Consider the following 25,430-nt stretch of genomic DNA (forward strand, 5'->3'; position numbering starts at 1 on the left):
ATTTCTCTGAAAAGGTTTACAAATTGAATCAGAAAAATATAAGAATTTTTGTTTTTTTTGTTATTATTATTTTATGGGGCTATTTTTCTTTCCCAATAGAAATATTAAAAATTCAAGATCCTAGTGGAGTTGTAAGCTATGGCTATACAGAAAATGCAAAAGCTTATTTAAAAAGTTATCTTATTACACTTTTATTAACTGCTTGCGCTGTTATTATCGGAGTGATTATTGGTTTTAGTTTAACTATTTTACACTTCTCTAAATTTAAAACGCTTAATTTTATTATAGATGAATATATAGACATTATACGAGGAACACCAGTAATTTTACAATTGATGATTTTTGCTTTTGTAATTTTTACTTTTATAGATAACCTTTATGCAGCCATTCTTGCACTAGGACTTAATAGCTCAGCTTATATAGCAGAAATTGTAAGAAGTGGCATTAATAGTGTAGATAAGGGACAAATGGAAGCTGCAAGAGCAATGGGACTTGATTACAAAACTTCAATGAAAGAAATTATTCTTCCACAGGCTACTAAAAACATTCTACCTGCATTAGCTAATGAATTTATTTCTTTATTTAAGGAAACTTCTGTTGTAGGATTTATTAGTGTTATTGATATTACCATGCAAAGTCAAAGCTTGCAAGCCGTACTTTACAATCCAAAACCTATTATTTTCACTGGACTTGTTTATTATGTAAGTGTAAAAATTTTTAGCTATTTTGCAAAAAAACTTGAACTTAGGATGAATAAAAATGATTGAAGTTAAAAATTTACAAAAAAAATATGGAGAATTAGAAGTTTTAAAAAATATTAACACTACAATCTCAAAAGGCGATGTAATAGCTATCATAGGTCCAAGTGGAGGCGGAAAAAGTACATTTTTACGCTGCATCAATCGCTTAGAACTAGCTGATAGTGGGGAAATTTTAATCAATAAGCAAAACATACTTGATAAAGAAATTGATATTAATAAGATCAGGCAAAAAGTTAGCATGGTATTTCAGCATTTTAATCTTTTTGCTAATAAAAATGTTATGGAAAATTTATGTTTAACGCCCATTAAAACAGGAATTTTAAGTCAAGAAGAAGCCATAAAAAAAGCAAAATTACTTCTTGCTAAGGTGGGTTTAGCAGACAAAGAAAATATAATGCCCCATAAGCTTTCTGGCGGACAAAAACAACGCATAGCTATTGCTAGAAGCTTGATGATGAATCCTGATGTTATTTTATTTGATGAACCTACTTCAGCTCTAGATCCTGAAATGATAGGCGAGGTTCTAAGCATTATGAAAGATGTTGCAAAAGAAGGTTTAACTATGCTTGTAGTAACTCATGAAATGGGCTTTGCTAGAAATGTTGCCAATCGTATATTTTTTATGGATAAAGGAAAAATTGCTGTTGATGCAAGCCCTAAAGAAGTATTTGAAAATCCTAGCAATGAAAGATTGAGAGAATTTTTAAACAAGGTTTTAAATCATTAATTCATAAGCCACTAAGGCTTATGAATTTTAATCCCAACATTCAGCGTTTTTAATTCCAAGTTTGCTAGCATTAAATTTAGGATCTATACCAGATTTTTGTTGCGTATTAAAATCTTTTAAAACTTTATTTACTATACCACCTAAAAGCAATAAAGATATAATATTTGTCGTTGCCATGAAAGCCATAGTCAAATCAGCCAAATTCCAAGCAAGTTTTAAATTCATTTGCGAGCCTATAAAAATCATAGCCACAGCTGTAATTCTAAACAAATTCATTACAAATTTGGAATTTGTTAAATATTTAACATTAGCTTGAGCATAATAATAATTTCCTATTAAAGAAGTTATTGCAAAAAGAACAATAGCTATAGTAATAAAATGGATTCCAAAGCTACCGTAATACTCACGCATAGCTTCTTGAACTAAAGGCATTCCACCATCAATTTTACTTTCTCCAAGTCCTAAATATGCCATAGAAAAAAGAACTAAAAATCCAGAACTTGTACAAACAACAACATCAATTAAAACTGAAAAGGCTTGTATAACACCTTGTTTAGCTGGATGACTTGTCAAAGCTGCTGCAGCTGCATTAGGTGCCGAGCCCATACCCGCTTCATTTGAAAAAAGTCCTCTTTTAATCCCTATAACCAAAGCAGAACCAGCAAAACCACCAAAAATCGCTTTAAAATCAAAAGCACTTTGTAAAATCATATGAATCACAGAAGGAATTTTATCAAAATTCATTAAAACAGCAATCACGGCAAGTAAAACATAAGCTAAAGCCATAAAAGGAACAATTAAAGAACTAATTTTACCTATTTTAGTATGGTGAGAAAAAAACATCCATGCACCAAAAATAGTTAAAACAATACCAATAATCATTGGCCAAGAACTTGATGCAAAATCTACAGCAGCATTTGGATTAAACATATCATAATAAACTTTAAAAGACGAAGTCATTGTTTGACTTTGAAGTCCATTAAATCCATAAGCATAAGTAATAATAAGAATAAAAGCAAAAAAAGCTCCAAAAAAATGTGAGCCTAAGGCTTTTTTTATATAATAAGCTGGACCACCTTTAAACCCGCCTGTATCATCTTTTGATTTGTAAACTTGAGCTAAGGTACTTTCAGCAAATGCTGAGGCACCACCAAAAAATGCCATAACCCACATCCAAAATAAAGCACCAGCTCCACCTGTAGCCAATGCCAAAGAAATTCCAGCAATATTTCCTATACCAACTCTAGAAGCAGTTGAGATCATTAATGCTTGAAAAGGTGAAATATGTTCTTTAGCGTGTCCTTCGTTTTTTTCTGTAAGAATTTTAAATACAGAACTCAACATACGAAACTGAACAAAGCGAGTTAAAAAACTATAATAAAGCCCACAAACAATAAGTAAAACTACCATAATAATGTCTGTATTTGGGACAATCTTATTAGCTATAATATCAGACGCTTTATTGGCAAAATCTAGCATAATATCTAAATTCATCTAAACTCCTCAAAAAATAATCTAAATTTTACTTTAACATAATTTTTATAAAAAGGACTTTATGATTTTATTTGTTTTAAGCTATTGTGTAAATTTGAAACTTTTAAGAAGCAAAATTTCTAAAATTTTGTCTTAAAGCTTCATAAGAGATTATACCAACGCTTGTGGCTAAATTTAAACTTCTTCCATAAGATTTCATAGGTATAGTTATAGCATTTTCCCAATTTAATTGCATTAATTCCATAGGCAAACCATAACTCTCACTTCCAAAGAATAAGAAATCATTTTTTTGAAATTCTGCATCAAAATAAGCTTTTTGACTCTTAGTTGTTGCGAAAAAAAAGCGATTTTTATAAATCATATTTTCATTCAAAAATTCTTCAAGATTCTCCCAAATAATAGGCTCTAATTTATCCCAGTAATCAAGTCCTGCCCTTCTAACAGCCTTTTGTGAAATATCAAAAACAATTGGTTTAACAATATGAAGTTTAAAACCAGCATTAAAGCACATTCTACCTATACTACCTGTATTTTGCGGTATTCTAGGGTGAACTAAAACTATATTAAACATATTTATACTAGAACTCTTTGAATATTAGGATTTAATTTTACTAAAATTTCATAGTTAATAGTATGAAAAAAATCAGCCCAAATATCAGCATCTTTAAACACGCAAATTTCCTCACCAGAATTTTCACAAGAAAAACTATCCATTGACATCTTTCCAAGCATTGTTTTTCCATTTCCAAGCACCAACTCCCCTTTTCCATTGTAGCGGAAAAGACCATCAGCATAACCCAAATCATAAGTTGCTACTTCCATATCCTTTGCAGCAGTAAAAATGCCTCCATATCCTATGCTCTGTCCTTTTTGCAAAATCCTTTGACTTAATCTATGAGCATACAAACTTAAAACTCTTTTTAAATTTGAATCCCCATATCCAAATTGAACAAGCCCAACTCTACAATATTCATCTTCAGGAATTTTCCCTCTAAATAATGCTGCAGAATTATACGAATGAAATAATAAATTTGAAAAATATTTTTTTACTATCTTTTTGGCTTTTTGAAAATTTTCTTTTTGAACAAAAAAACTTCCATCCATTTCATCTGCACTAGCAAAATGTGTAAACATTCCAGTAAGTTTTAAATCACTACCTTGAATAAGATTTATAGCATACTCTAAATTTTCTACACAAATTCCATTGCGATGCATGCCTGTATCTATTTTTAGATGTATTTTTATATCTTGCTTGTAATTTTTTACTTGAGAAATGTCATTTAAAGCATAAATAAATCGAGAATTTTCATTACCATGAGGACGATGTGATAGTATTAATATATTCTCAAAAAATTCTTCGATTTCTCGAGCTTCTTCTTCACTCTTAACAGCAACAAAAGAAACTCCTAAATTTTTAGCTAATGGAGCTAAAAGCTTAGCTCCATGTCCATATGCATTATCTTTAAAAACACAAATTAATCTTTGAAAACTCCCTATTTTTTTAGCAATATGTCTTAAATTGTATTCATAAGCTTTTTGATCAATTTTTATTAAAGACATTTATTGCTCTGCTAAAATTTTCATTTTACCTTTACTATCTATCTTAACGTATAAAATTTTATCGCCTCTAAACTGATAGTTTTTAGTGTAATAATCCTCATAAAATGAAATTCTATATATAGTTTCATTTTCTAAATTCGGATAAGGGCTGATATTAATATCTGAAAATTTAATCTTTTTATCTTCTTTACGAGAAAAAATAGATTTTTTCATGGAAGCAAACTGTTCAAATTTCATTTTATCAAAACGTTTAAATTCTTGCTCATCATAAAAACTTAAATAGGCATTAGTGTCACTATTTGTCCAAGCTAGTTTCCATGTAAAAAGATCAGCCAATAAACTAGCGATTTGATCCTTTTTAGCTCTAATTTTTTCTTTTTCTTCTGTCATAACAAAAACTTTTTTATCTTGCACAACTTTTGCAAATTTCTCCAAATTATTATTAAATAAAGCAATACACCCTCTTGTTTTAAATTCATCAAGTCTAGAACCATCTAAAGGATAGCCATGGATCCAAATACCACCACCTGTTTTTCCTTGTACTTTATCAAGTAAATTTGGATAAGTTGTGGCAAAAGCAAAGGGACCATAATAAGGATCACCTGGATTAAACTTACGGCCTAACTCATAAAAACCTACTGGCGTTTTCAAATCTCCTTCTATTTTTTTATCACCCATTAATCCAGTTATTATTTCTTTTTGTTCAAAATCTTTTCTTATTTTTCCGTCCTCGTAAGAATAAACACGGAGAATTTTATCTGTTTTATTTGTAAGCACGATAGCAACATTATCATCATAGTATCCAAGTGAAATATTTTTATCTCCTATTTCACTTAACCAAAAATCCTTTTGAGTTAATTCTTTTTCAATCGCTACACCAACAGCATCTAATCCTTGATTAAGATAAATTTTAACAAGATCTGAGGCATGCAACATCAATGAAGAAAGTGCAATTAATAAAGCAAGTCGTTTTAACAATGTTTTTCCTTAGGTATTTCAAATTTTTTAAGTCAAAAATGTTTGTGATTATAATATTTTTTTTCTTAAAAAATATTAATTATATTAACAATGCAGCCTTATTTATGATATAATTTTTACAAATCATAAAGGCTTGTTTTAAAAGGTTGTCTATAATGATAAGAAATTTTTTTATAGGAATGTCTTTTTTAGGCATTTTGTTTTTAGCTTTTTATACATTATATGATAAAAAGAAAGAAAGTATATTTAGCTTAAATACATGCCAACCTCTAACTTGTGACTTAAATTTACAAGATTGTGTTTTTTCTTTTAATAAAAAAAATATTGAAGTTTCAGCCTACCCAAAACCTATAAAAATTTTCAATAAAACTACTATAAAAATTAAGAATTTTCCTCATTATTCTAATTTAAAGATTAAAATTTATAGTTTAAATTCCTATATAGGCGATATCATTCCTAAATTTAATATAGTTAATGGTGATATTCTTATAAATTTTATAGGTAGAAGCATTACCGATGATTCTAGATTTAGGGTTGAATTTTTAAACAATAATACTCCAACTGGTTTTTTCTTTGATTTTGATGTTACTATGCAAAAAATTTTCAAACAGGTAACACACATTGAAAAATTTTCAAAATTTTATATTCAAATAAAAATATTTTTTGATATAATGAACAAATATTTAATATTATAAAAATAAGGATACAATATGAAAAAAATTCTTCTCTTAGGTGCTCTTTTTGCTGTAAATCTTTGGGCTGTTAATGATATAGAGGTAAAAAATGCCTTTGTAAAACAAACTCCACCTCATGCGCAAAATAGTGCTATTTTTCTTACTATTTTTAATAATACTAATAAGGATATTGCTCTAATAAGTGCCAAAAGTGATATCAGTGAAGTCAGTGAACTGCATACACATATACATAAAGATGGAAAAATAATGATGCAAAAAATTCCTGAAATTATTATAAAAGCTCATTCAAGCACAGAGCTTAAATCTGGAGGTTACCATATAATGCTTTTAAAACTAAAAAAACCTATTATTAAAGACACGAAGGTAAATTTAGATTTAAAATTTAATAATCACAAAACCATAGAGTTAAAAAATATTGATTCTAAAGAATTTTAATTAATGAGAAAAATTATTTTTATCCTAGCTTTTGCTTTTGTTATTGCTATTTTATATATTATTTTTGATTTTTATGCAATAAAAGATTCTCAAAAAATAACAAAAACTGATTTTTCTACCCCATTGACTTGCGATCTTAATGTTAAAGACTGCACATATAGTTTTAACAATAAAAAAGTCTTAATTTCCCTAAATCCCAAACCCTTACAATCTTTAGATGTTACAAATCTAAAGATTGTAAATCTAGGAAATTATAACAACTTAGGAATTAAAATTTATGGATTAAATATGTATATGGGCGAAATTAAACCTAAAATACATCGATTAAATTCAACAGACTATGAAAGTAAAATAGTTCTTGCTGCTTGCGTTTTAGATACTATGCGTTTCAGGGTAGAATTTATGGATAATAATAAACCCATAGGGTTTTATTTTGATTTTGAGCTAAAAAAATGAAAAAAAATATTATTTTGTTTATAGTTATAGTTGCCATTATTTTAGGTGTAATATTTTTTATTAAAAATCATCAAAATTCTTATGATTTTATCTTGAAATCAGACTTAAAAGAGGAAACCACCCTAAAAGATTTTAAAGGAGATAAGCTTATTATCTATTTTGGATATACTTATTGCCCTGATGTTTGTCCGGCAACTCTTAGTTTAGTAGGCAAAGTCTTAAAGCAAATCAATAATCCTAAGGCTCACATTCTTTTTATTTCTTTAGATCCAAATAGAGATAATAACTTAAGCAATACAAACGAATGGTTACGATACTTTTACCCAAAAGCAGATGCCTTAATTGCAAAAGATGAAAAAACTCTTCAAAAAATAACAAAACAATATAATGTTCAATATCAAAAAATAGATCTAAATGATTCTTTTATGGGTTATTCTATAGCACATAGCAATATGCTTTATCTTATTGATGAAAAAGGTCATTTTTATAAAGAAATTAGCGATTTAAATCCACAAGAAATTTTAAGAGAACTTAGAATTTTTCTAAATTCTCAATAATTATACTTAAGCAAAAAGATCAGTTGAGAGGTATCTTTCAGCCGTATCGTTTAGCATAGTTAAAATTCTTTTATCTGGAAATTTCTTTGCTAGCATATTTGCAGCAAATACATTTGCTCCACTTGATATACCTACCATTAAGCCACTTTTGGCAAGTTCTTTGGCTGTATTTATAGCATCTTCATTACTTACTGTGATCACTTCATCTATAACTTCTTTATTTAAAATAGCAGGTATAAAATTCGCCCCTATTCCTTGTATTTTATGGCTTCCCGCTTCACCTTTGCTAAGCAATGGAGAATTTAGAGGCTCGACTCCAGCAATATACACTTTTTCTAATGTTTCTTTTAGTATTTCCCCAACTCCACTAATAGTACCGCCAGTTCCAAAACCAGCTACAAAAATATCAAGTTCATTATCCAAATCTCTTAAAATTTCTAAAGCCGTATTCTTACGATGCGCATTTTTATTTGAAATATTTTCAAATTGAGAAACCATAAAAGAATTTGGAGTATTTAATAATATTTCATTTGCTTTATCAACCGCTCCTTTCATTCCTAAATTTGCAGGAGTTAATTCTAACCTAGCGCCAAAGAGTGTTATCATTTTTCTTCTTTCTAAACTCATAGATTCGGGCATTACAGCAATAAATTTAAGTCCCAAATCTGCACAAATCATAGCCAAAGAAATTCCAGTATTTCCACTAGTTGCTTCAACTATTGTAGTATCTTGATTAATTTTTTTACTATCTAAAGCATCTTTAATCATTTCAAAAGCTGCTCTATCTTTTATAGAATGACTAGGATTTAAAAATTCACATTTAGCAAAAACATTGATACCAAATTTTTTCAAATGTATAATAGGAGTATTTCCTATAAGCTCACTTACTTTTTCATGTACTTTCATAATTTTAATATCCTTTTTTGTTTAATAATGATAGTTTTATAAAAGTTTAAAAAAATAAAGTAAATAAAAGATACAAAATATCTGAATTAATTAAGAAAGAAGGCTAGAATTTATCTAGCCGAAGTCTTATTTTTTCTTTTTGCTGCTTGCTTTTGCAACAGCTTCTTTAAGGTTTTTACCTACCTTAAATTTTGCAACTCTTGTAGCAGGAACTTTGATTGTTTTTCCTGTGCTTGGTACTCTAGCTTCTCTAGCAGCTCTTTCTTGAGTTGAAAAAGTACCAAAACCAATAAAACTGATGCTATCACCTTTAGCTAAAACATCAGTAATAGTAGAAATAACTGCATCAGTAGCAGTAGTAGCGTCTTTTTTTGTTAGCCCAGCTGTTTGAGCAACTAATGAAATGAAATCTGCTTTAGTCATAAAAGCTCCTTTGTTTTAATTGAAACGCCTAATTTTAGCATATTTAAAAAACAATATCAAGTAAAAAACAGCTTTTTTTAAGTTTTTTTCAAAAAACTTTATTATTTTTTCTTATATCTTTCAAATTCTCCACTATTATCAATTTCATTACCAATTTTCTCGTATAAATCATAATAAAATTTAACAAATTCTTTACACTTAGGCATAATAGGAAGAAAAATATTATCTTCAATTTCACAAAATCTACTTAAAAACTCTTTTGCATCAAGTCTTAAAGCATAGTGTTTTGCCAATTCATGATAATTTTTTAAAGTTAGCTCTTTAAATTTTTCATAATGCCCTAAATCAAAATTTATCTTCAAATTATTATTTTCAAAAATCAATACTTCGCTTTCAAAAAGCAAGCTAAGATGAATAAGTCCTTCTGTATAATAAGGTCTAACTTCATCAACCCTTTGCCAAGAAATAAGTCCAATAGCTCTTTTTATAAGTTCATGAAAAACAGGCATTATCAAGTCATCTTGTTCATGATAAAAGAAATTTATAAGTCCACCTGTAGTAGCTTTATATTCTTCTATATTTTTAAAAAAACCACTCTGATTCATTGTTTTTTCGGTATCATTAGCAATAAAAAATATATGACCAAATTCATGGCCTATAGTTGATACTTCATAAACCCTTTTCCAAATTTTTTCCTGATAAAATAAAATATTTCTTCCAAAATCCAAAAATTCTTTATCAAAAACCTCGCTAGAAATTTTCATAAAAGGCTTTGTTTTAGCATTTTCATATACAAAATTTATAAAGGCAAATATTTTTTTGCCCGCCTTAGAACTTACAAACTCATCATTTGGAACGACTTGAGCTGAGAATAAACCTTTAAGTTCAGCACCATAAAATATCATCGGAGTGCAAATATAAAGTTGAGTTTTTTCTATATTAGATAAAACTTCTTTTTCTAATTCACAATCTTCAAGTCCTATATTTTTATAAACATGTTCAAAACTTTCCTTAATTTCATTACCAAATTTCAAAACATCAAAATCATTTTCATCTTCTATTCTTATATCCCATTCTAATGCCACCGCATGAGTATAATTATCTTCATAATATTCTAAAGGATGTCCCACTTGTAAAGGTGATTTTACTTTCATCCAAGCAAATTCAGCTTCTTGCCAAGCTTTTATAACCCTATCTTCATCTTTTTCACAAAACGCTAATTTTAATTTTTCAAAATATTCTATATAAGCTTTTTCCTCTTCGCTGCTAGCAAATATTTTAAGCTGATCAATCATATTTTCAAAAGCAAATTCTAATTTTAAAATTTCATTCTCGAAAAATCTCGCATAAGGAACAAATTTCCATAAATTTCCTATTCTAACTAAAACACCATAGCTTCGCTCACAAATTTCTCCTTCTGGAGTTTTTTGATATAAATGATTTTTACGTAAAAATTCCATTGCATCATCTAAATTTGGAAATTGAGTAGATAAAATTTTATTATTTTTTTCTATAATTTCTTTAGTCCAAGAAATTTCAAAAATATTCATAATTAAACCTATATTATGCACTCCTTGTATTAAGGACTGATAAAAATTATTTAAAAGTTTTTTCTCTTTTATTTCATTAATTAAATTTTGATGTTCTTTTTCATAAAACTTTCTAACCTCTTCATAGAACTTATGTTTTAACTCTATAATCTTATCTTCCTTAAAGTTGTTTTTTTTCCACTCTTGAACTAAATTTTCTTCTTTTAAATCAATCAAACGCCTAAGTATGGCTAGCATAGTTGTTTTATCTTGTTTTAACTCACTTAAAGAAATCAAAGATCTAAAATACTCGCCCACATCTTCTTTGTCTAAAAACTCATATAACGCATTATTTCTTTCTTTGTATTTTCTAACCAATTTAGCTATTTCTTTAAAATTATTCATACTTTTATTCTCCTTTTTAACTTTTTTAATTATAATTCATTTTTTAAAATAAGGAGTAAAAATGAGAGATATGGGAGAACCAAAATTAAAAATTGTAGCTATGCCAAGTGACACAAATCCAGCGGGAAATATTTTTGGCGGATGGATACTTTCACAAATCGATTTAGCAGGAGCTATCGCAGCAAGAGAACTTTCTCCTGAACGCGTTGTAACCATCTCTATGGATAAAGTAGTTTTTAAAGAACCTGTTTTTATAGGCGATATAATTTCTTGTTACTCTAAAGTTGTAAATGTGGGCAACACTTCAATCAGCGTTGAAGTAGAAGTCACAGCTCAAAGAGTGGATTCTCAAGGTTGTACTTCTTGCATTAATGTAACTTCGGCTTTAGTAACTTATGTAAGTGTTACAAGAGATGGAAAGAAAAAGCCTATTAGTGAAGAACTTAAAAGAATTCATGGCTTTTTAAATGCTTAAAGCTTATTTTGTATGATAAAACTTTATCCTTTAAGCTTATCAGCATTTATTTAAACCGCCACTATTATATTTTTTATCTAGACATTCTTTGAAAAATTCCCCTCTGGTTTTTGGAATTTTTCCTGGATGTTTTTGTTTCATGTGTTCTAAATACTTATCATAACTAGAAAGTCCCACCAAGGGATGAAAAAACCTTTCGGCTTTTTCATAATAATACTTAAATTTTTTGAATTTCATCAATCTTAATATACTTAGTTTCTTTAAGAGGAAATTTAATTTTACCTAAGCAAATTCCTATACAAGAAATTATAACAAGCAAGGTAGCTATCATAAAGAACACACAAAGAATTGCATTAAGTAAATTTCCAACTTTATTTTGAGTGGCTATTGAAATTTCTTTTTTAATTGTAGAAATTTCTTTTTCATCTTTAGTATTATTTAATTTAAATTCTAAATCTTTAATTTTTTGACTTTGTATGCTAACGGCGGCTACATGACTTACCGCATTTGCTATTTTATTGCCTTCTTCATAAGGCATAATTTTTTGAATTCCTCCATACAGAGTTGCCACTAAGACAAATACCGCAGGTACTAAAGTAACCCAAGTATATCTTGCCTTGCCCATTTTTACAAGTATAGTTGTAGCAAGAAGCAAAGCCATACCCGCAAGCATTTGATTGCTCACGCCAAAAAGAGGCCAAAGCGTATAAATTCCTCCCTTAGGATCAATGGCACCTTGATAAAGAAAATATCCCCAACCTGCAACACTTAAAGCCGTAGCCAAAAGTCCAGCTGGATAATTATGAATATCTCCTAAAGGTTTATAAACATTACCCAATATATCTTGCACCATAAAACGACAAGCCCTTGTCCCAGCATCCACCGCTGTTAAAATAAATAAAGCTTCAAACAATATAGCAAAATGATACCAAAAAGCCATCAAATCCACGCCGCCAAAAAGTTCATGCAAGATCAAAGCTACACCTATAGCAAAAGTCGGGGCTCCCCCTGTTCTTGAAAGTATAGTATGCTCTCCTATATTTGTGGTTAAAGTAGTAATTTCTTCAGGAGTAATACTAAATCCCCAACTTGAAATAGTTTGTGCTACATTTACAACATCTGTTCCTATCAAAGCAGAGCTTGAATTTATAGCAAAATAAAGACCTGGATGTAAAATACAAGCACAAATTAAAGCCATAATCGCCACAGCACTCTCAGCAAGCATAGAGCCATATCCAACAGCCAAAGCATGAGTTTCGTTTTCAAGCATTTTAGGAGTAGTTCCACTAGAAATCAAAGCATGAAAACCACTGATCGCACCACAAGCAATGGTAATAAATAAAAATGGAAACACTCCACCTGCAAATACTGGACCTGTTCCATCAAAATACTGAGTATTTACTTTTGGCATTTGTAAATCAGGAGCAACCAAAACAATAGCTACAGCCATTACCACAATAACACCGATTTTCAAAAAAGTTGAAAGATAATCTCTTGGAGCAAGTAAAAACCACACAGGTAAAACAGAAGCAATAAAACCATAAGCCATCATAACAATTGCCAAAGTTGGAGCTTCTAAAGTAAATATTTTAGCCCAATAAGGATCAGCAGCTATAACGCTACCATAATGAATAGCCAAAATTAAAAGCACAAAACCTATTATAGAAGCCTCCCCTACTCTACCTGGACGGATAAAACGCATATAAATGCCCATAAATATTGCTATAGGAATAGTCATTGCGATAGTAAATAAACCCCATGGAGATTCTGCTAAAGCTTTTACAACCACCATAGCTAAAATGGCAATAATAATAAGCATAATGCCAAAAATCGCCACCATAGCAACTCCACCTGTAAATTTACCCATCTCATCCTTAATCATCTCGCCAAGACTTCTACCTTTTCTACGAGTAGATATAAAAAGAACAACAAAATCATGCACAGCACCCGCTAAAACTCCTCCTACTAAAATCCAAAGCATAGAAGGCAAATATCCCATTTGAGCGGCCAAGATAGGTCCTACTAATGGACCTGCTCCTGCAATAGCAGCAAAATGATGTCCAAATAATACAGCTTTATTTGTAGGCACAAAATCACGCCCATCATTTTCTACAAGTGCTGGTGTTGCACGATTTTTATCAAGTTCTAAAACCTTATAAGCTACAAAACGCCCATAAAATCTATATCCTATCATATAAATACATACAGCAGCAACCACCAAATAAATCGCTGATACACTTTCGCCATTTTGTAAAGCTAAATAACCAAAACAAATAGCGCCTAAAGTTGCAACAAACAACCATAAAATTTTAGTACTTAACTGAGTCATATTTCTCCTAAGAAAATAAAATATTTTCAAAGAATAGCAGATTTATAGATTAAATTGTATAGAAAGATGTTTAGTTTTTTCACATTTTTAAAAAAATATATGTTTTTTGTTTCTTTAAGTAGCATAAAAATGAAAAGCTTAAAAATAATCTTTAAGCTTTTTTAATCTAAATAAAGAGAGAATTTACACTTTCGTTATGATAAACACGACGTATTACTTCAGCAAAAACAGGTGTAACGCTTAATACTTTAATATTTGGTAATTGCTCTTTTAAAGGTATAGTATCTGTTACCACAAGCTCATCTAAAACTCCGCTTGCTATTCTCTCATAGGCTTTTCCACTTAAAACTGCATGAGTACAGCAAGCCATAACAGATTTTGCACCTTTTTCTTTTAAAGCTTCCGCGGCTTTAACTATAGTGCCAGCAGTATCAATAATATCATCCACTAAGATAACTTCTTTATCTTTTACATCTCCAATAATATTCATTACTTCACTTTCATTGGCTTTTTCACGACGCTTATCAACTATAACTATATCAAGTCCTAAATGCTTTGCAACACTCCTAGCTCTTGCAACACCCCCTATATCTGGACTTCCTATAATAGCATTTTTAAAATGTTTGGCTTTAATGTAATCATTAAAAACTATACTTCCATAAAGATTATCTACTGGAATATCAAAAAAACCCTGAATTTGTCCTGCATGCAAATCTATCGTAGCTACGCGATCAATCCCAGCTGCTTGAATCAAATTAGCCACAAGTTTAGCAGTAATTGGCACTCTAGGATTTGCTTTTCTATCTTGTCTCGCATAGCCAAAATATGGGATAATAGCCGTAATTGAATTTGCACTTGAGCGACGCAAAGCATCTGTAAGAATTAAAAGTTCCATTAAATTATCGTTTGTAGGAGCGCAAGTACTTTGAATAATAAAAACATCCTTTCCGCGTACACTCTCATCAATTTGAACGCTAATCTCTCCATCACTAAACCGCTTTACTCCAGCATCACTTAAAGGCAGGGAGAGATATTTAGAAACTTGTCTTGCAAATTCGACATTAGCTGAGCCTGAAAAAATTTTATAACCTCGCATAAAAAACCTTAATCAATAAAATTATGAATTAATACAAAAGATTTTAATAAAAAAAATGTTAAAAACTGCTGTAAATTTAAAAAGCTTATATAAAAATATAAGCTTTTTTAAGAAATGTAAGCTGTCTTTTTGGCATAATATCTTACCAACATAGAAAGTGAAAAACATATTATAAAATAAATTCCCGCAACAACACCTATCATCGCTAAAATTTCTTCAAAACTTGTTAGTTTTGCCAATATAGTTTTTGAATTATAAGTAAGTTCAGCTATACCTAAACCCGCTAAATAAGCTGTATCCTTTACAGTGGTTACAATTTGAGATAATAAAGCAGGTATTATTTTTCTAAAAGTTTGTGGTAAAATAATATAAAAAAGAGTAAAAAATTTACCAAAACCTTGAGAATAAGCTGCTTCAAACTGACCTTTTGGTATAGAATTTAATCCACCTCTAATAATTTCAGCCATAACCGAACTCGTATAAAGTGAAAATCCTATAGTACCCCAAAAAGCTTGAGGAAATTGTCCAAAAAATACAGGTAGAACAAAACAAGCTGCAAGCATCCATAATAATAAAGGAGTATTTCTAAAAATATCTATATAGCAAGCTGCTAAAAATTTACTTAATCTATCCCCATAATTTTTAGTTATAGCTAAAAAAGTTCCAAAAACAATCGAAATAATACAAGTTGCCAAGGCTATTTTTAATGTCAGAAATAAACCTTGCATTAAAAATTCAATATTTTGCGCATTAAAAACATTTTCCATTAACAACCCTTTATCTCGTTAAATGTGCTTTTTTTAATTTATTTTCATAAGCTTTTGCAAAATAAGCCAAAGGATAGCAAATTATAAAATATAAAACCGCTGCAAATATATAAGCTGGCGCATAATTTCCATAATCAGCTGCATAACTATCAGCAGAATGCATTAACTCAGCTCCACCTACAATAAGCAATACAGAGGTATTTTTAATTAAATTTACCATTTGATTTGTCATCGGTGGTAAAATAATTCTAATGGTTTGAGGTACTATAATATAACGCATTTGTTGAATATAAGTAAACCCTTGAGACGCAGAAGCTTCAAACTGACCTCTTGGCACAGCCAAAATTCCACTTCTAACCACCTCGCTTACATAAGCTCCGTGATACACCCCAACACCCAATACACCAATAGTAAATATATCAAGCCTTATACCTAAAACAGGCAAGGCATAAAACAAAAAGAAAATTTGTATTACCAAAGGAACATTTTGAAAAAGCTCTACGTAAATTCTAGTGTAGGCTCTGATAATTTTAAATCTACTTGTAGCCATAACTCCGCCTATAGTTCCAAAAATTGTAGCTATAAGCAAAGCAAGAATGCTTACTTCTAAAGTATAAATAAAACCATTAATAAAAGCATCTTTATTATCCAAAGCATCTAAAAATTTCCATACCGCAAAAGGGCTTATACTATTTTCATCATATAAACCCCAAGAAGTAAGAATTTGTCTTAAATGTTCAACAAAACCTACACTTTCATTCATATTATAAACCCCATTTTTTCGCTAAAGCATCAATTTCATTTTTATGTTCTTTTACAAAATCATCAACATATTTTGCAAAAGCTGGATCATCTTTTTTGATTACAATACCATAACTTTGTGGTTCAAAACTATCTGGCAAAATTTCACTTTTATCATCCACATAACCTAACAATATTGATTTGTCTACAGAAAACGCATCAACTCTTTTAGCATCTAAAGCAGCTTTTATACTTGGATAATCAGGAAATTCACTAAATTTAACATCAATGCCAATTTTTTTAGCAGCTTCACCTATAGCTTTTTTTGTAGTTGCAGCTTGAGCCACTCCAATATTTGCACCTTTCATATCAGCTAGAGATTTATAATTTTTTTCTTTTAAAACCAAAAGCCCTATAGCATCTTGATAATAAGGCTCTGAGAAATTATAAATTCTTTTTCTCTCTGGAGTAATAGTAAAAGTTGCTATCACTGCATCTACACTACCATTATCAAGCAAAGGGCCTCTTGTTTTAGCATTAACTGCAACTAGTTTTATTTTTTTATCATCACCTAATATACTTTTAGCTAGCAATTTGGCAACATCTACTTCGAAACCTTTAATTTCACCTGTTGCTTGATCAAGTAAAGCATAATGTGGAACATCATTTTTAACACCAACTATTAATTGTCCTTTAGATTTAATAGACTCAAGTTTACCTTCTGCTGCATTAGCATTACTAAATGCAACACAAGCACCTAGAGCAAAAACTGCCAACTTTAACAAAGATTTTCTAAAAACCATTTTTTCTCCTTTCAATTTTGGTTAATTTTTAAGAATTTTCCCTAAAAAGAGTCGCGCTCTTTCAGTTTTTGGATTTGAGAAAAATTCGCTAGGAATATTTTCTTCCACAATAGCACCATCTTCCATAAAAATAATCCTATCTGCTACTTCTTTTGCAAAACCCATTTCGTGTGTAACAACTACCATGGTAGTATTGCTTTGATGTGAAATTTCTTTCATTACATCTAAAACCTCTTGTATGGTTTCTGGATCAAGGGCTGAAGTAGGTTCATCAAATAAAATATAGGGTTTTTTAGTACAAAGTGATCTTGCTATAGCAACGCGTTGTTGTTGTCCACCTGAAAGGGTTGCTGGATAAACATTTGCTTTATCCAGCAAACCTACAACTTTTAAATACTTAAAAGCTGTTTCTTCAGCTTCTTTTTTAGATTTTTTTTGAAGTTTCATTGGAGCTAAGGTCAAATTTTGCAAAACCGTCATATGTGGATATAAATTAAAATGCTGAAAAACCATTGCACAATATTTTCGGCAAATTTCAATTTTATTTTTATGATTTAAAACAAGATTGTTAACTACGACCTCTCCTGAACTAACTTCTTCAAGCCCATTCATGCAACGGATAGTTGTACTTTTTCCACTTCCACTTGGACCTATAATAACAAGCTTCTCACCTTCTTTAACAGAAAGATTAATATTCTTTAGAACATGATGAGTTCCGTAGTATTTGTTTACATTTTTTAATTCAATCAAGTTTTTTCCTTTATTTTTAGCTAAATATAAAATTAATTGAAATTATTTTATCATTAAATAAAGAAAACTACTTCAAAATGTAACTTATTTTTACTAATAAATTTCCAAAGTGTAACTTTTAGTAATTTTTAGAATTTATACTTTTTCATAGTAAACACCTCTTGGAGAGAAAATCTTTTTAAAATAAATAGTCTCTGGAATTAAATCAGCATTGCCAACATAAAGCCTTCCTTTATCATTTAAAATTCTATGAAATCTCTCCATAAGTTTTAGTTTTGATTCATGATCAAAATAAATAATCATATTTCTAGAAGCTATAATATCAAATTTTCCCAATCTTGAAAATTTTTCTTCAAAAACATTGCAAAGTTCAAATTTACAAGTACAAAGCTCATTTTTATTAATAGTATAAAATTTATCTTCGCTTTCTAAAAAAAACCTTCTTTTTTCACTCTCGCTCAATCGCTGTAAAGTTCTTCCTTGATATTTTCCAAGTTTTGCTTTTTCAATCACACTTGAATTAATATCAACGCCTAAAATATACATATCTTTAATAAAATTCTGTGCAGCCAATAATGCCAAAGAATATACTTCTTCTCCACTTGAACAAGGGGCGCTTAGGATATTTACTCTCTTTTCTAAGCTTTTGGCATAATAAATTATTTCTTTCAATTGAGCCAATTCTCTTAAAAAATAAGTTTCACCTATGGTTACAAAATCTAAAGTTTCTTGTTTAAGTTGTCTATTGCTTTTTAATTTTCCCAAAAATTCGGAAAAATTTTTAGTATTAGTTCCTTCAAGAAATTTATTCAACTTTAAAGCTAGTATATTTTTTTTATCGGTTAAATCAATACCACTCATTTCGTTGATAATTTTTATAAATTCATTAAGTTCCAATTCGCTAGGAGTTATTTTTTTTTTCATGCAATTTTCCTTTTATTAATCCTGATCAATAAAATTTACAATTTCTTTTTTAATTTCTTTTAAGCTCATAGGTTTTAAATGCGGATTCATATCTTTTGCTCTTTTTGGCATACCATAAACGACGCTATCTGCTTCATTCTCACATAAACATCTAACTCCTGTTTTATAAAGCTCAAATAAACCTTTTGCGCCATCATCTCCCATGCCCGTTAAAATAATAGCAAGTATTTTATTTGTTTTTGCCAAAGAAACAGCGGAATGAAAAAGTAAATCCACACTCGGTTTAAAGCTTGAAGCCACATCTTGCCAAGCGGCTACAATATTTAAATTTCCAGATAAAATAGTATTTTTAGGGCAAATATAAATTTTATTGCTTAATATCTCTTTATCGTTCAATAAGCACACTTCACTAAAAGCTTCTTTATTAAATTGCCCCACAAAAGATGGAATAAAACTGGCACTCATGTGCTGAGCTATAATTACACAAGTATTTTTTACATCAATATCCTTTAAAAGAAATTTAAGCTGATTAGGACCACCTGTTGAAGATCCTATGAGTATGAGCTTCACTTTCTTCTCCTCTTAATTTATTGAAATTTTATTTTTCTTGTCACATGATTCTAACATATATAAAGAAAAATAAAGCTTATTTTTAAAACAAAGAAAAGCTGTTTTTATGATTTAATATGATAAGATTAGATTTTTATCTTATTTTATATAGTAATTTAGGAAACCAATGCTTAGGGAAAAAATTTATATTGCTAGTGATCATGCTGGTTTTGAATTAAAAGAAAAAATTTGCGTATTTTTAAAAGAAAAAAATATAATTTTTAACGATTTAGGAACAAACACTTGCGCAAGCTGCGATTATCCTGATTATGCGCATTTACTTGCCGAAAAAATAAACAAACGGAGCTTTGGCATTCTTATTTGTGGAAGTGGAATTGGAATTTCTATTGCAGCAAATCGTCATAAAAACATTCGTTGTGCATTATGCCACGAAAGCTTAAGTGCAGAACTTGCAAGAAGGCATAATGATGCCAATGTTTTGGCATTAGGCGGAAGATTAATTGGGGTTGAATTAGCTATAGATATTATAGAAAAATTCATTCAAACTCCTTTTGAAGAAGGGAGACATATGCAAAGAATTCAAAAAATTGAGGTAAAAATATAATGTTTACAAACTGGCTTGTTTTAACTATATTGATTTGTGCAACTATCTATCTTATTGTAATGTTGTTTTACTATAAAACTCTACTTAATAAAGAAAAAACATCAAAAGATTTTATCAAAAACAATCTTGATGATACTGAGATTGTCATTAGAAAACTACAAATTCAACTTCAAAGAAGCCTTGGAAATATAGATATACTCACAGAAGAGCTTAATAAAATCAAAGCAGACCTTACATCTTTAAGAACCAGAAATTCTCAATATCGCTTGGAAAATGACAAACTAAGACAAAGAATTAAAGAATTAGAAGCAAAAATCGAGGCATTATTATGATAAAACTAACACAAGAAGAAAAAAAATATCTGCTTGATAGCATTAGGATTATTCCTGATTTTCCAAAAAAAGGAATTATTTTTAGAGATATCACCACTCTACTAAATAACAAAGAAGCTTTAAATTTTCTACTTAGACATTTAAAAGAACGCTACAAAGATTACAATCTAGACTTCATAGCAGGAACAGAAAGCAGAGGATTTATCTTTGCATCTATGATTTGTGCAAAACTTAATCTTCCTTTTGTGCCTATTAGAAAACCTGGAAAACTCCCTTTTGAAACCTTTAGCTGCGAATACGATCTTGAATATGGCAGCGATAAAGTAGAACTTCATAAAGATGCATTTAAAAATATTCAAAATGCAAGAGTTTTACTTGTAGATGATTTAATAGCAACTGGCGGAACAGCTATAGCTTCATATGAACTCATTCAAAAAGCTGGAGCTAAATGTGTTGAAGCTTGTTTTTTAATGAATCTTAAAGATTTAAATGGAGCAAATAAACTTGAAAAACTTACTTCAGTTTATAGTGTTTTAGAAATTTAAAACTATAGAAAGGTACAAATGGAAGAATTTTTAAAAAATTTACTTTACCAATACAAAGATCTAGCTTATATTATTATTTTTTTATGGTGCATTTTAGAAGGAGAGTTAGCTTTAATTTTAGCAGGTATTTTTGCTCATCAAGGACATGTAAATTTAGGTTTTGTTATATTTATAGCAGGACTTGGTGGTTTTGTAGGCGATCAAATTTATTTCTATATAGGAAGATATAATAAACGCTACATACAAAAAAAATTAAAAACTCAAAGGCGTAAATTTGCAGTAGCACACCTACTTTTACAACGTTTTGGTTGGCCTATTATTTTTATACAACGCTATATGTATGGTTTTAGAACCATTATACCTATGAGTATAGGAATCACGCGTTATAGTGCAAAAAAATTTGCTATTATCAATCTTTTTAGTGCTTGGGTTTGGGCATCAATCACTATACTTTTAGCTTGGTATTTTGGAGAACAAATTTGGAAGATGGTGATTTGGGCTGAAGAACATTGGTATTATGCAGCCATTATTATTATAGCTTTTTTATCCCTTTTATTATTTGGTTTTAAACAAATGGAAAAAGCTATACTTAAAGATAAAAGGAAAAAATCATGAAATTTGAATTAAACGATAAAAAACTAGATGCTATAAAAGCAGACTTTGAACTTGTTTTTATACAGGATAAAAATTTAAAAATTTTTAACAAAGAAAAAGATTTTTTTAAACTTAATAATTACAAAGGCGAAGGTGCATTATTAGACTTAAACAATAAAAAGCTTTATTTAGAGCTTAAAAGTCTTGCTTATGAGGATATAAGATTAAGTCTTTGCACAGCATATAAAACTCTTGAGAAACTTAATATTAAAAGCGTAAAACTTCCTAGCATAATAGGAGATTGTGTAGTTAGAAGTTTTGCATCTTTAGTTGAAGGCGTACTTTTTGGAGCTTATAAATTTGACAAATATAAAAGCGAGAAAAAAACAAGTACTTTGGAAAAATTTATTATTTCAAGCGAAGAATTAAATGGTAAGAAATTTAATAAAGATGAAGCTAAGATAGGTTTAGAGCGTGGAGAAATTTTAGCTAATGCTACAAATTTTACTAAAAATATAGTCAATGAAATTCCTGAAATTTACACCCCTTTAAAAATGGCAGAAGATGCGCAAAATTTAGCTAAAGAAAATAAAAACATTATTTGTAAAATTTATGATGAAAAATTCTTAGCCAAAGAAAAAATGAATGCCTTTTTAGCGGTAAATCGCGCCTCGATACACCCACCACGCCTCATTCATCTAAGCTATAAAGCCAAAAATGCAAAAAAACGTGTTGTATTTGTTGGAAAAGGCTTAACTTACGATAGCGGTGGATTAAGCTTAAAACCAGCTGATTTTATGCTTACAATGAAAGCTGATAAAAGCGGTGCAGCAGCAGTAATGGGAATCATAAAAGCCGTAGCTAAACTTGCTTTAGATTTAGAAGTGCATTGCATTTTGGGCGCAACTGAAAATATGATAGGCGGCAATGCTTATAAGCCTGATGATGTGTTAATCAGTCGTGAAGGTGTAAGCATAGAGGTAAGAAATACAGATGCAGAAGGACGCTTGGTTTTAGCTGATTGTCTTTCTTTTGCACAGGATTTAAAACCTGATTTACTTATCGATATGGCAACTCTTACTGGAGCTTGTGTTGTAGGACTTGGAGAATTTACAAGTGCTATTATGGGAAATAATGAGGAATTGCAAAATGATTTTTATCTAAGCTCTAAAAAAAGCGGAGAATATACCACAATCTTACATTTCAACCCTTACTTAAGAGAACTTATAAAATCAAATATTGCCGATGTTAGTAATACTGCCTCTAGTCGCTACGGAGGTGCAATTACCGCAGGGTTATTTTTAGATAAATTTATTCGTAAAGAATATAAAGATAAATGGCTACATCTTGACATAGCAGGACCTGCTTATACAGAAAAATCTTGGGGATATTCTAGTTTTGGCGCAGGTGGAGCTGGAGTTAGAATGTGTGTTAATTATTTAATTCAAATTTTAAGGAAAGCTAAATGAGTTTAAGCGTAGGTATAGTAGGACTTCCAAATGTTGGCAAATCAACAACTTTTAATGCTTTAACTAAAGCACAAAATGCCCAAAGTGCAAACTATCCTTTCTGCACCATAGAGCCTAATAAAGCCATGGTTGAAGTTCCTGATTTAAGACTTAATGAACTTGCTAAAATAGTAAAACCTGAAAGAATTATGCATTCTTTAATAGAATTTGTAGATATCGCTGGACTTGTTAAAGGCGCAAGTAAAGGCGAAGGCTTGGGAAATAAATTTCTTTCAAATATACGTGAAACTGAGGTTATTTTGCATATAGTACGTTGTTTTGATGAAGAAAATATTACCCATGTTGAAGGTGGAGTTGATCCTTTACGTGATGTAGAAATTATCAATACAGAGCTTATTTTAGCAGATATTGAGCAACTGAGTAAAAAAATAGAAAAACTCACCAAAGAAGCCAAAGCCAATCAAAAGGGCGCCAAAGAAAGTCTCGAACTTGCAAATTCCTTACTTGATCATTTAAACAAAGGCTTAGCTGCAAGTTCTTATCCTGAAAAGGAAAGTGAAATTTATCAAGCCCTAATCAAGGAATTAAGACTGCTTTCTGCTAAAGAGGTGATTTATGGTGCAAATGTTGATGAAAATGGTATTAGTGAAGATAATGATTATGTAAAAGCTTTAAAAGAATATGCTAAAAAAAATGATCATGAAGTTATCAAGCTTTGTGCAAAAATCGAAGAAGAATTAGTAGGATTAAGCGATGAAGAAAGTCATGAATTTTTAAGCTCTCTAGGAGTTAACGAAAGCGGTCTTGATCAAATCATACGCACTGCTTTTGCTAAGCTTGGACTGATCAGTTATTTTACCGCTGGTGTAGTTGAAGTGCGTTCTTGGACAATCAAAAAAGGCTGGAAAGCACCAAAAGCAGCAAGCGTGATTCATAATGACTTTGAAAAAGGCTTTATAAAAGCTGAAGTTATTTCCTATGAAGACTATATCCAATACAAAGGCGAAAATGGCGCCAAAGAAGCAGGAAAGCTACGCCTTGAAGGAAAAGACTATATCGTTTTAGACGGCGATGTAATGCACTTTAGATTCAATGTTTAGGCAAAATAGCCTAAACAATATTTATAAATTTTGAATAAAACCTTCCAAAATTTGAATTTGCTTTTCTACGCTTGCAATAGAACTTGAGCCTTCACTTTGCTTAGAATTTAAAGAAAATTCAAAATTTAAAAGTTCCATAGCTTTTTCATCAAATACAGGATCTATTTTTGAAAGATCTTTAATTTCACTTATATCAATACCTTGTGCTTCAGCTTGTGCAACAACATTTCCCACTATAAAATGTGCTTTTCTAAAAGGAATATTTTTTTCACGCACCAAATAATCTGCCAAATCGGTAGCCAATAAATGACCTTTTTTACAAGCATTAAGCATATTTTCTTTATTAATTTGTATTTCTTTTAGCATTGCATTTAAGATGATTAAGCTATCTTTAGCGGTTTTTACACTATCAAAAATCCCTTCTTTATCTTCTTGCATATCTTTATTATAGGCTAAAGGTAAAGCTTTCATTATAGTTAAAAGAGAAATCAAATTTCCATAAACACGCCCTGTTTTTCCACGTATAAGCTCACAAACATCAGGATTTTTTTTCTGAGGCATAATAGAACTTCCTGTTGAAAAGCTATCACTTATAGTTATAAAAGAAAACTCCGAACTTGAAAATAAGATCATTTCTTCGCAAAGTCTTGATGTGTGTGTAAAAATAACTGCTATATCATAAAGCAAATCAAGAGCAAAATCCCTATCACTCACTCCATCCATAGCATTTAGCATAATATCTTTAAATCCTAAAATTTCAGCACTCAACTCACGATTGGTTCTATAGCTTGTTCCTGCACATGCACAAGATCCAAGTGGCGAAAAGTCTGCGAGTTCTAGGCTATTTTGCAAACGCTTAATATCTCGCATTAACATAAAAGCATAAGCTAAAATATAAAAAGAAAAACTCACAGGCTGAGCGTGCTGTAAATGTGTAAAACTTGGCATAATAGTTTTTTTATGCACTTTAGCATGTTCGAGCATGGTTTGAATCAATTCTTTTAAAAGCTTTATAAGTTCAATATGAGATTTTTTGACAAAAAGTTTAAAATCAGTAGCCACTTGATCATTTCTACTTCTTGCAGTATGAAGTCTTCCACCAATTTCACTACCTATAATCTCGCTTAAACGCTTTTCTACGGCCATATGAATATCTTCATCTTTGATATCAAAAACAAATTTACCTTGCTCTATTTCACTTCTAACCTGCTCTAAACCTTTTATAATAGCATCTAATTCTTCTTTTTTTAAAATACCACAACTTTCAAGCATTGTAGCGTGTGCTATAGAACCTTGTATATCTTCATTGAACAAAGTTTTATCTACATTTAAACTTGCATTAAATTCTTTTAAAAGCTCATCACTTGCATCACTAAAACGTCCTGACCACATTTCATTTTTCATT

At 30.0% G+C, this 25,430-nt stretch carries 29 protein-coding genes and 1 pseudogene; 13 read left to right on the forward strand and 17 right to left on the reverse strand.

The features are described 5' to 3' along the window. The first annotated feature begins 23 nt into the window (after positions 1–23). Both FBF06_RS04935 and FBF06_RS04940 read left to right on the forward strand, forming a co-directional pair. Positions 24–767, forward strand: coding sequence for an amino acid ABC transporter permease (locus FBF06_RS04935; RefSeq protein ID WP_052796001.1), 744 nt, complete (start codon positions 24–26; stop codon positions 765–767). After that, positions 760–1,488 (forward strand): amino acid ABC transporter ATP-binding protein, encoded by a 729-nt coding sequence (locus FBF06_RS04940; protein ID WP_002858785.1) that lies wholly within the window; start codon positions 760–762, stop codon positions 1,486–1,488. The genes FBF06_RS04935 and FBF06_RS04940 overlap by 8 nt, the downstream gene beginning before the upstream one ends. Positions 1,489–1,515: 27 nt before the next feature. Here the strand turns inward: FBF06_RS04940 and FBF06_RS04945 are convergent, their stop codons facing one another. The 4 genes from FBF06_RS04945 to FBF06_RS04960 form a co-directional block, all read right to left on the reverse strand. Continuing rightward, entirely contained in the window at positions 1,516–2,982 is a 1,467-nt protein-coding gene (locus FBF06_RS04945) for a sodium:alanine symporter family protein (RefSeq protein WP_052797708.1), read from the reverse strand. Positions 2,983–3,085: 103 nt separating this feature from the next. Then, positions 3,086–3,553, reverse strand: coding sequence for a tRNA (cytidine(34)-2'-O)-methyltransferase (locus tag FBF06_RS04950; RefSeq protein WP_002852450.1), 468 nt, complete (start codon positions 3,551–3,553; stop codon positions 3,086–3,088). 2 nt (positions 3,554–3,555) lie between these two features. Then, positions 3,556–4,542: an alanine racemase gene (locus tag FBF06_RS04955; RefSeq protein WP_052795999.1), complete on the reverse strand. Its 987-nt coding sequence runs from the start codon at positions 4,540–4,542 to the stop codon at positions 3,556–3,558. Next, positions 4,543–5,520, reverse strand: coding sequence for a murein L,D-transpeptidase family protein (locus FBF06_RS04960; protein ID WP_052795998.1), 978 nt, complete (start codon positions 5,518–5,520; stop codon positions 4,543–4,545). 155 nt (positions 5,521–5,675) lie between these two features. Between FBF06_RS04960 and FBF06_RS04965 the strand changes: the two are divergent. The 4 genes and pseudogenes from FBF06_RS04965 (at position 5,676) to FBF06_RS04980 (ending at position 7,663) form a co-directional block, all read left to right on the forward strand. After that, positions 5,676–6,145: pseudogene (locus FBF06_RS04965) on the forward strand (hypothetical protein). Positions 6,146–6,230: 85 nt separating this feature from the next. After that, a complete protein-coding gene (locus tag FBF06_RS04970) occupies positions 6,231–6,650 on the forward strand; it encodes a copper chaperone PCu(A)C (protein WP_052795997.1) in 420 nt (139 codons plus the stop codon). 3 nt (positions 6,651–6,653) lie between these two features. Further along, positions 6,654–7,106 carry a hypothetical protein gene (locus FBF06_RS04975; protein WP_052795996.1) on the forward strand — a complete coding sequence of 151 codons (453 nt, stop codon included), beginning with the start codon at positions 6,654–6,656 and terminating at the stop codon, positions 7,104–7,106. Beyond that, positions 7,103–7,663 carry an SCO family protein gene (locus tag FBF06_RS04980; protein WP_052795995.1) on the forward strand — a complete coding sequence of 187 codons (561 nt, stop codon included), beginning with the start codon at positions 7,103–7,105 and terminating at the stop codon, positions 7,661–7,663. Before FBF06_RS04975 ends, FBF06_RS04980 begins: the two co-directional genes overlap by 4 nt. A gap of 6 nt (positions 7,664–7,669) precedes the next feature. On the opposite strand, the gene cysM is transcribed toward FBF06_RS04980, so the two are convergent. The 3 genes from cysM to ciaB all read right to left on the reverse strand — a co-directional run bounded on the left by cysM (position 7,670) and on the right by ciaB (position 10,926). Beyond that, a complete protein-coding gene (cysM, locus tag FBF06_RS04985; RefSeq protein ID WP_052795994.1) occupies positions 7,670–8,569 on the reverse strand; it encodes a cysteine synthase B in 900 nt (299 codons plus the stop codon). A gap of 126 nt (positions 8,570–8,695) precedes the next feature. Continuing rightward, positions 8,696–8,992 (reverse strand): HU family DNA-binding protein, encoded by a 297-nt coding sequence (locus FBF06_RS04990; protein ID WP_052778548.1) that lies wholly within the window; start codon positions 8,990–8,992, stop codon positions 8,696–8,698. A gap of 101 nt (positions 8,993–9,093) precedes the next feature. Next, the gene (gene ciaB / locus FBF06_RS04995) at positions 9,094–10,926 is read right to left on the reverse strand and encodes an invasion protein CiaB (protein ID WP_002868125.1); all 1,833 of its coding nucleotides are present in this window, start codon (positions 10,924–10,926) and stop codon (positions 9,094–9,096) included. A gap of 61 nt (positions 10,927–10,987) precedes the next feature. On the opposite strand from ciaB, the gene FBF06_RS05000 reads away from it, so the two are divergent. Further along, complete coding sequence (locus FBF06_RS05000) at positions 10,988–11,401, forward strand: acyl-CoA thioesterase (protein WP_002853544.1); 414 nt, start codon at positions 10,988–10,990, stop codon at positions 11,399–11,401. 39 nt (positions 11,402–11,440) lie between these two features. On the opposite strand, the gene kcuS is transcribed toward FBF06_RS05000, so the two are convergent. From kcuS to FBF06_RS05045, 9 genes are all read right to left on the reverse strand, one after another. Then, a complete protein-coding gene (kcuS, locus tag FBF06_RS05005) occupies positions 11,441–11,638 on the reverse strand; it encodes a KCU-star family selenoprotein (RefSeq protein ID WP_002902355.1) in 198 nt (65 codons plus the stop codon). After that, positions 11,619–13,730 carry a carbon starvation CstA family protein gene (locus FBF06_RS05010; RefSeq protein ID WP_002902357.1) on the reverse strand — a complete coding sequence of 704 codons (2,112 nt, stop codon included), beginning with the start codon at positions 13,728–13,730 and terminating at the stop codon, positions 11,619–11,621. The genes kcuS and FBF06_RS05010 overlap by 20 nt, the downstream gene beginning before the upstream one ends. Positions 13,731–13,896: 166 nt before the next feature. Then, a complete protein-coding gene (locus FBF06_RS05015) occupies positions 13,897–14,826 on the reverse strand; it encodes a ribose-phosphate pyrophosphokinase (RefSeq protein WP_002853293.1) in 930 nt (309 codons plus the stop codon). A gap of 107 nt (positions 14,827–14,933) precedes the next feature. Next, the gene (locus FBF06_RS05020; protein WP_002853290.1) at positions 14,934–15,593 is read right to left on the reverse strand and encodes an amino acid ABC transporter permease; all 660 of its coding nucleotides are present in this window, start codon (positions 15,591–15,593) and stop codon (positions 14,934–14,936) included. 10 nt (positions 15,594–15,603) lie between these two features. Next, entirely contained in the window at positions 15,604–16,356 is a 753-nt protein-coding gene (locus FBF06_RS05025; protein WP_002857960.1) for an amino acid ABC transporter permease, read from the reverse strand. A gap of 1 nt (position 16,357) precedes the next feature. Continuing rightward, the gene (gene peb1A, locus FBF06_RS05030) at positions 16,358–17,137 is read right to left on the reverse strand and encodes a bifunctional adhesin/ABC transporter aspartate/glutamate-binding protein PEB1a (protein WP_052795993.1); all 780 of its coding nucleotides are present in this window, start codon (positions 17,135–17,137) and stop codon (positions 16,358–16,360) included. Between the two features lie 21 nt (positions 17,138–17,158). Continuing rightward, positions 17,159–17,887, reverse strand: coding sequence for an amino acid ABC transporter ATP-binding protein (locus FBF06_RS05035; protein ID WP_002853259.1), 729 nt, complete (start codon positions 17,885–17,887; stop codon positions 17,159–17,161). Positions 17,888–18,022: 135 nt separating this feature from the next. Continuing rightward, positions 18,023–18,811 (reverse strand): CheR family methyltransferase, encoded by a 789-nt coding sequence (locus FBF06_RS05040; protein WP_168977560.1) that lies wholly within the window; start codon positions 18,809–18,811, stop codon positions 18,023–18,025. Between the two features lie 15 nt (positions 18,812–18,826). Next, positions 18,827–19,381: a chemotaxis protein CheB gene (locus FBF06_RS05045; RefSeq protein ID WP_168977561.1), complete on the reverse strand. Its 555-nt coding sequence runs from the start codon at positions 19,379–19,381 to the stop codon at positions 18,827–18,829. 166 nt (positions 19,382–19,547) lie between these two features. Between FBF06_RS05045 and rpiB the strand changes: the two genes are divergently transcribed. Genes rpiB through ychF form a run of 6 tightly spaced genes read left to right on the forward strand, consistent with a single transcriptional unit; the run spans position 19,548 to position 24,025 of the window. After that, on the forward strand, positions 19,548–19,985 hold the full coding sequence (gene rpiB, locus FBF06_RS05050) for a ribose 5-phosphate isomerase B (RefSeq protein ID WP_002853308.1): 438 nt from the start codon (positions 19,548–19,550) through the stop codon (positions 19,983–19,985). Continuing rightward, positions 19,985–20,317 (forward strand): membrane protein, encoded by a 333-nt coding sequence (locus tag FBF06_RS05055; RefSeq protein ID WP_002853247.1) that lies wholly within the window; start codon positions 19,985–19,987, stop codon positions 20,315–20,317. Before rpiB ends, FBF06_RS05055 begins: the two co-directional genes overlap by 1 nt. Further along, entirely contained in the window at positions 20,314–20,862 is a 549-nt protein-coding gene (gene apt / locus FBF06_RS05060; protein WP_002859569.1) for an adenine phosphoribosyltransferase, read from the forward strand. The genes FBF06_RS05055 and apt overlap by 4 nt, the downstream gene beginning before the upstream one ends. Before the next feature lie 18 nt (positions 20,863–20,880). After that, positions 20,881–21,477 carry a DedA family protein gene (locus FBF06_RS05065; protein ID WP_052795992.1) on the forward strand — a complete coding sequence of 199 codons (597 nt, stop codon included), beginning with the start codon at positions 20,881–20,883 and terminating at the stop codon, positions 21,475–21,477. Beyond that, the gene (locus tag FBF06_RS05070) at positions 21,474–22,925 is read left to right on the forward strand and encodes a leucyl aminopeptidase (RefSeq protein WP_052795991.1); all 1,452 of its coding nucleotides are present in this window, start codon (positions 21,474–21,476) and stop codon (positions 22,923–22,925) included. Before FBF06_RS05065 ends, FBF06_RS05070 begins: the two co-directional genes overlap by 4 nt. Then, positions 22,922–24,025: a redox-regulated ATPase YchF gene (gene ychF, locus FBF06_RS05075; protein WP_002853275.1), complete on the forward strand. Its 1,104-nt coding sequence runs from the start codon at positions 22,922–22,924 to the stop codon at positions 24,023–24,025. The genes FBF06_RS05070 and ychF overlap by 4 nt, the downstream gene beginning before the upstream one ends. Before the next feature lie 21 nt (positions 24,026–24,046). On the opposite strand, the gene argH is transcribed toward ychF, so the two are convergent. After that, complete coding sequence (gene argH / locus FBF06_RS05080; protein ID WP_052795989.1) at positions 24,047–25,429, reverse strand: argininosuccinate lyase; 1,383 nt, start codon at positions 25,427–25,429, stop codon at positions 24,047–24,049. Between the last annotated feature and the right edge of the window lies 1 nt (position 25,430).

This window comes from Campylobacter sp. CFSAN093227, from assembly GCF_012897855.1.
Classification (GTDB): domain Bacteria; phylum Campylobacterota; class Campylobacteria; order Campylobacterales; family Campylobacteraceae; genus Campylobacter_D; species Campylobacter_D jejuni.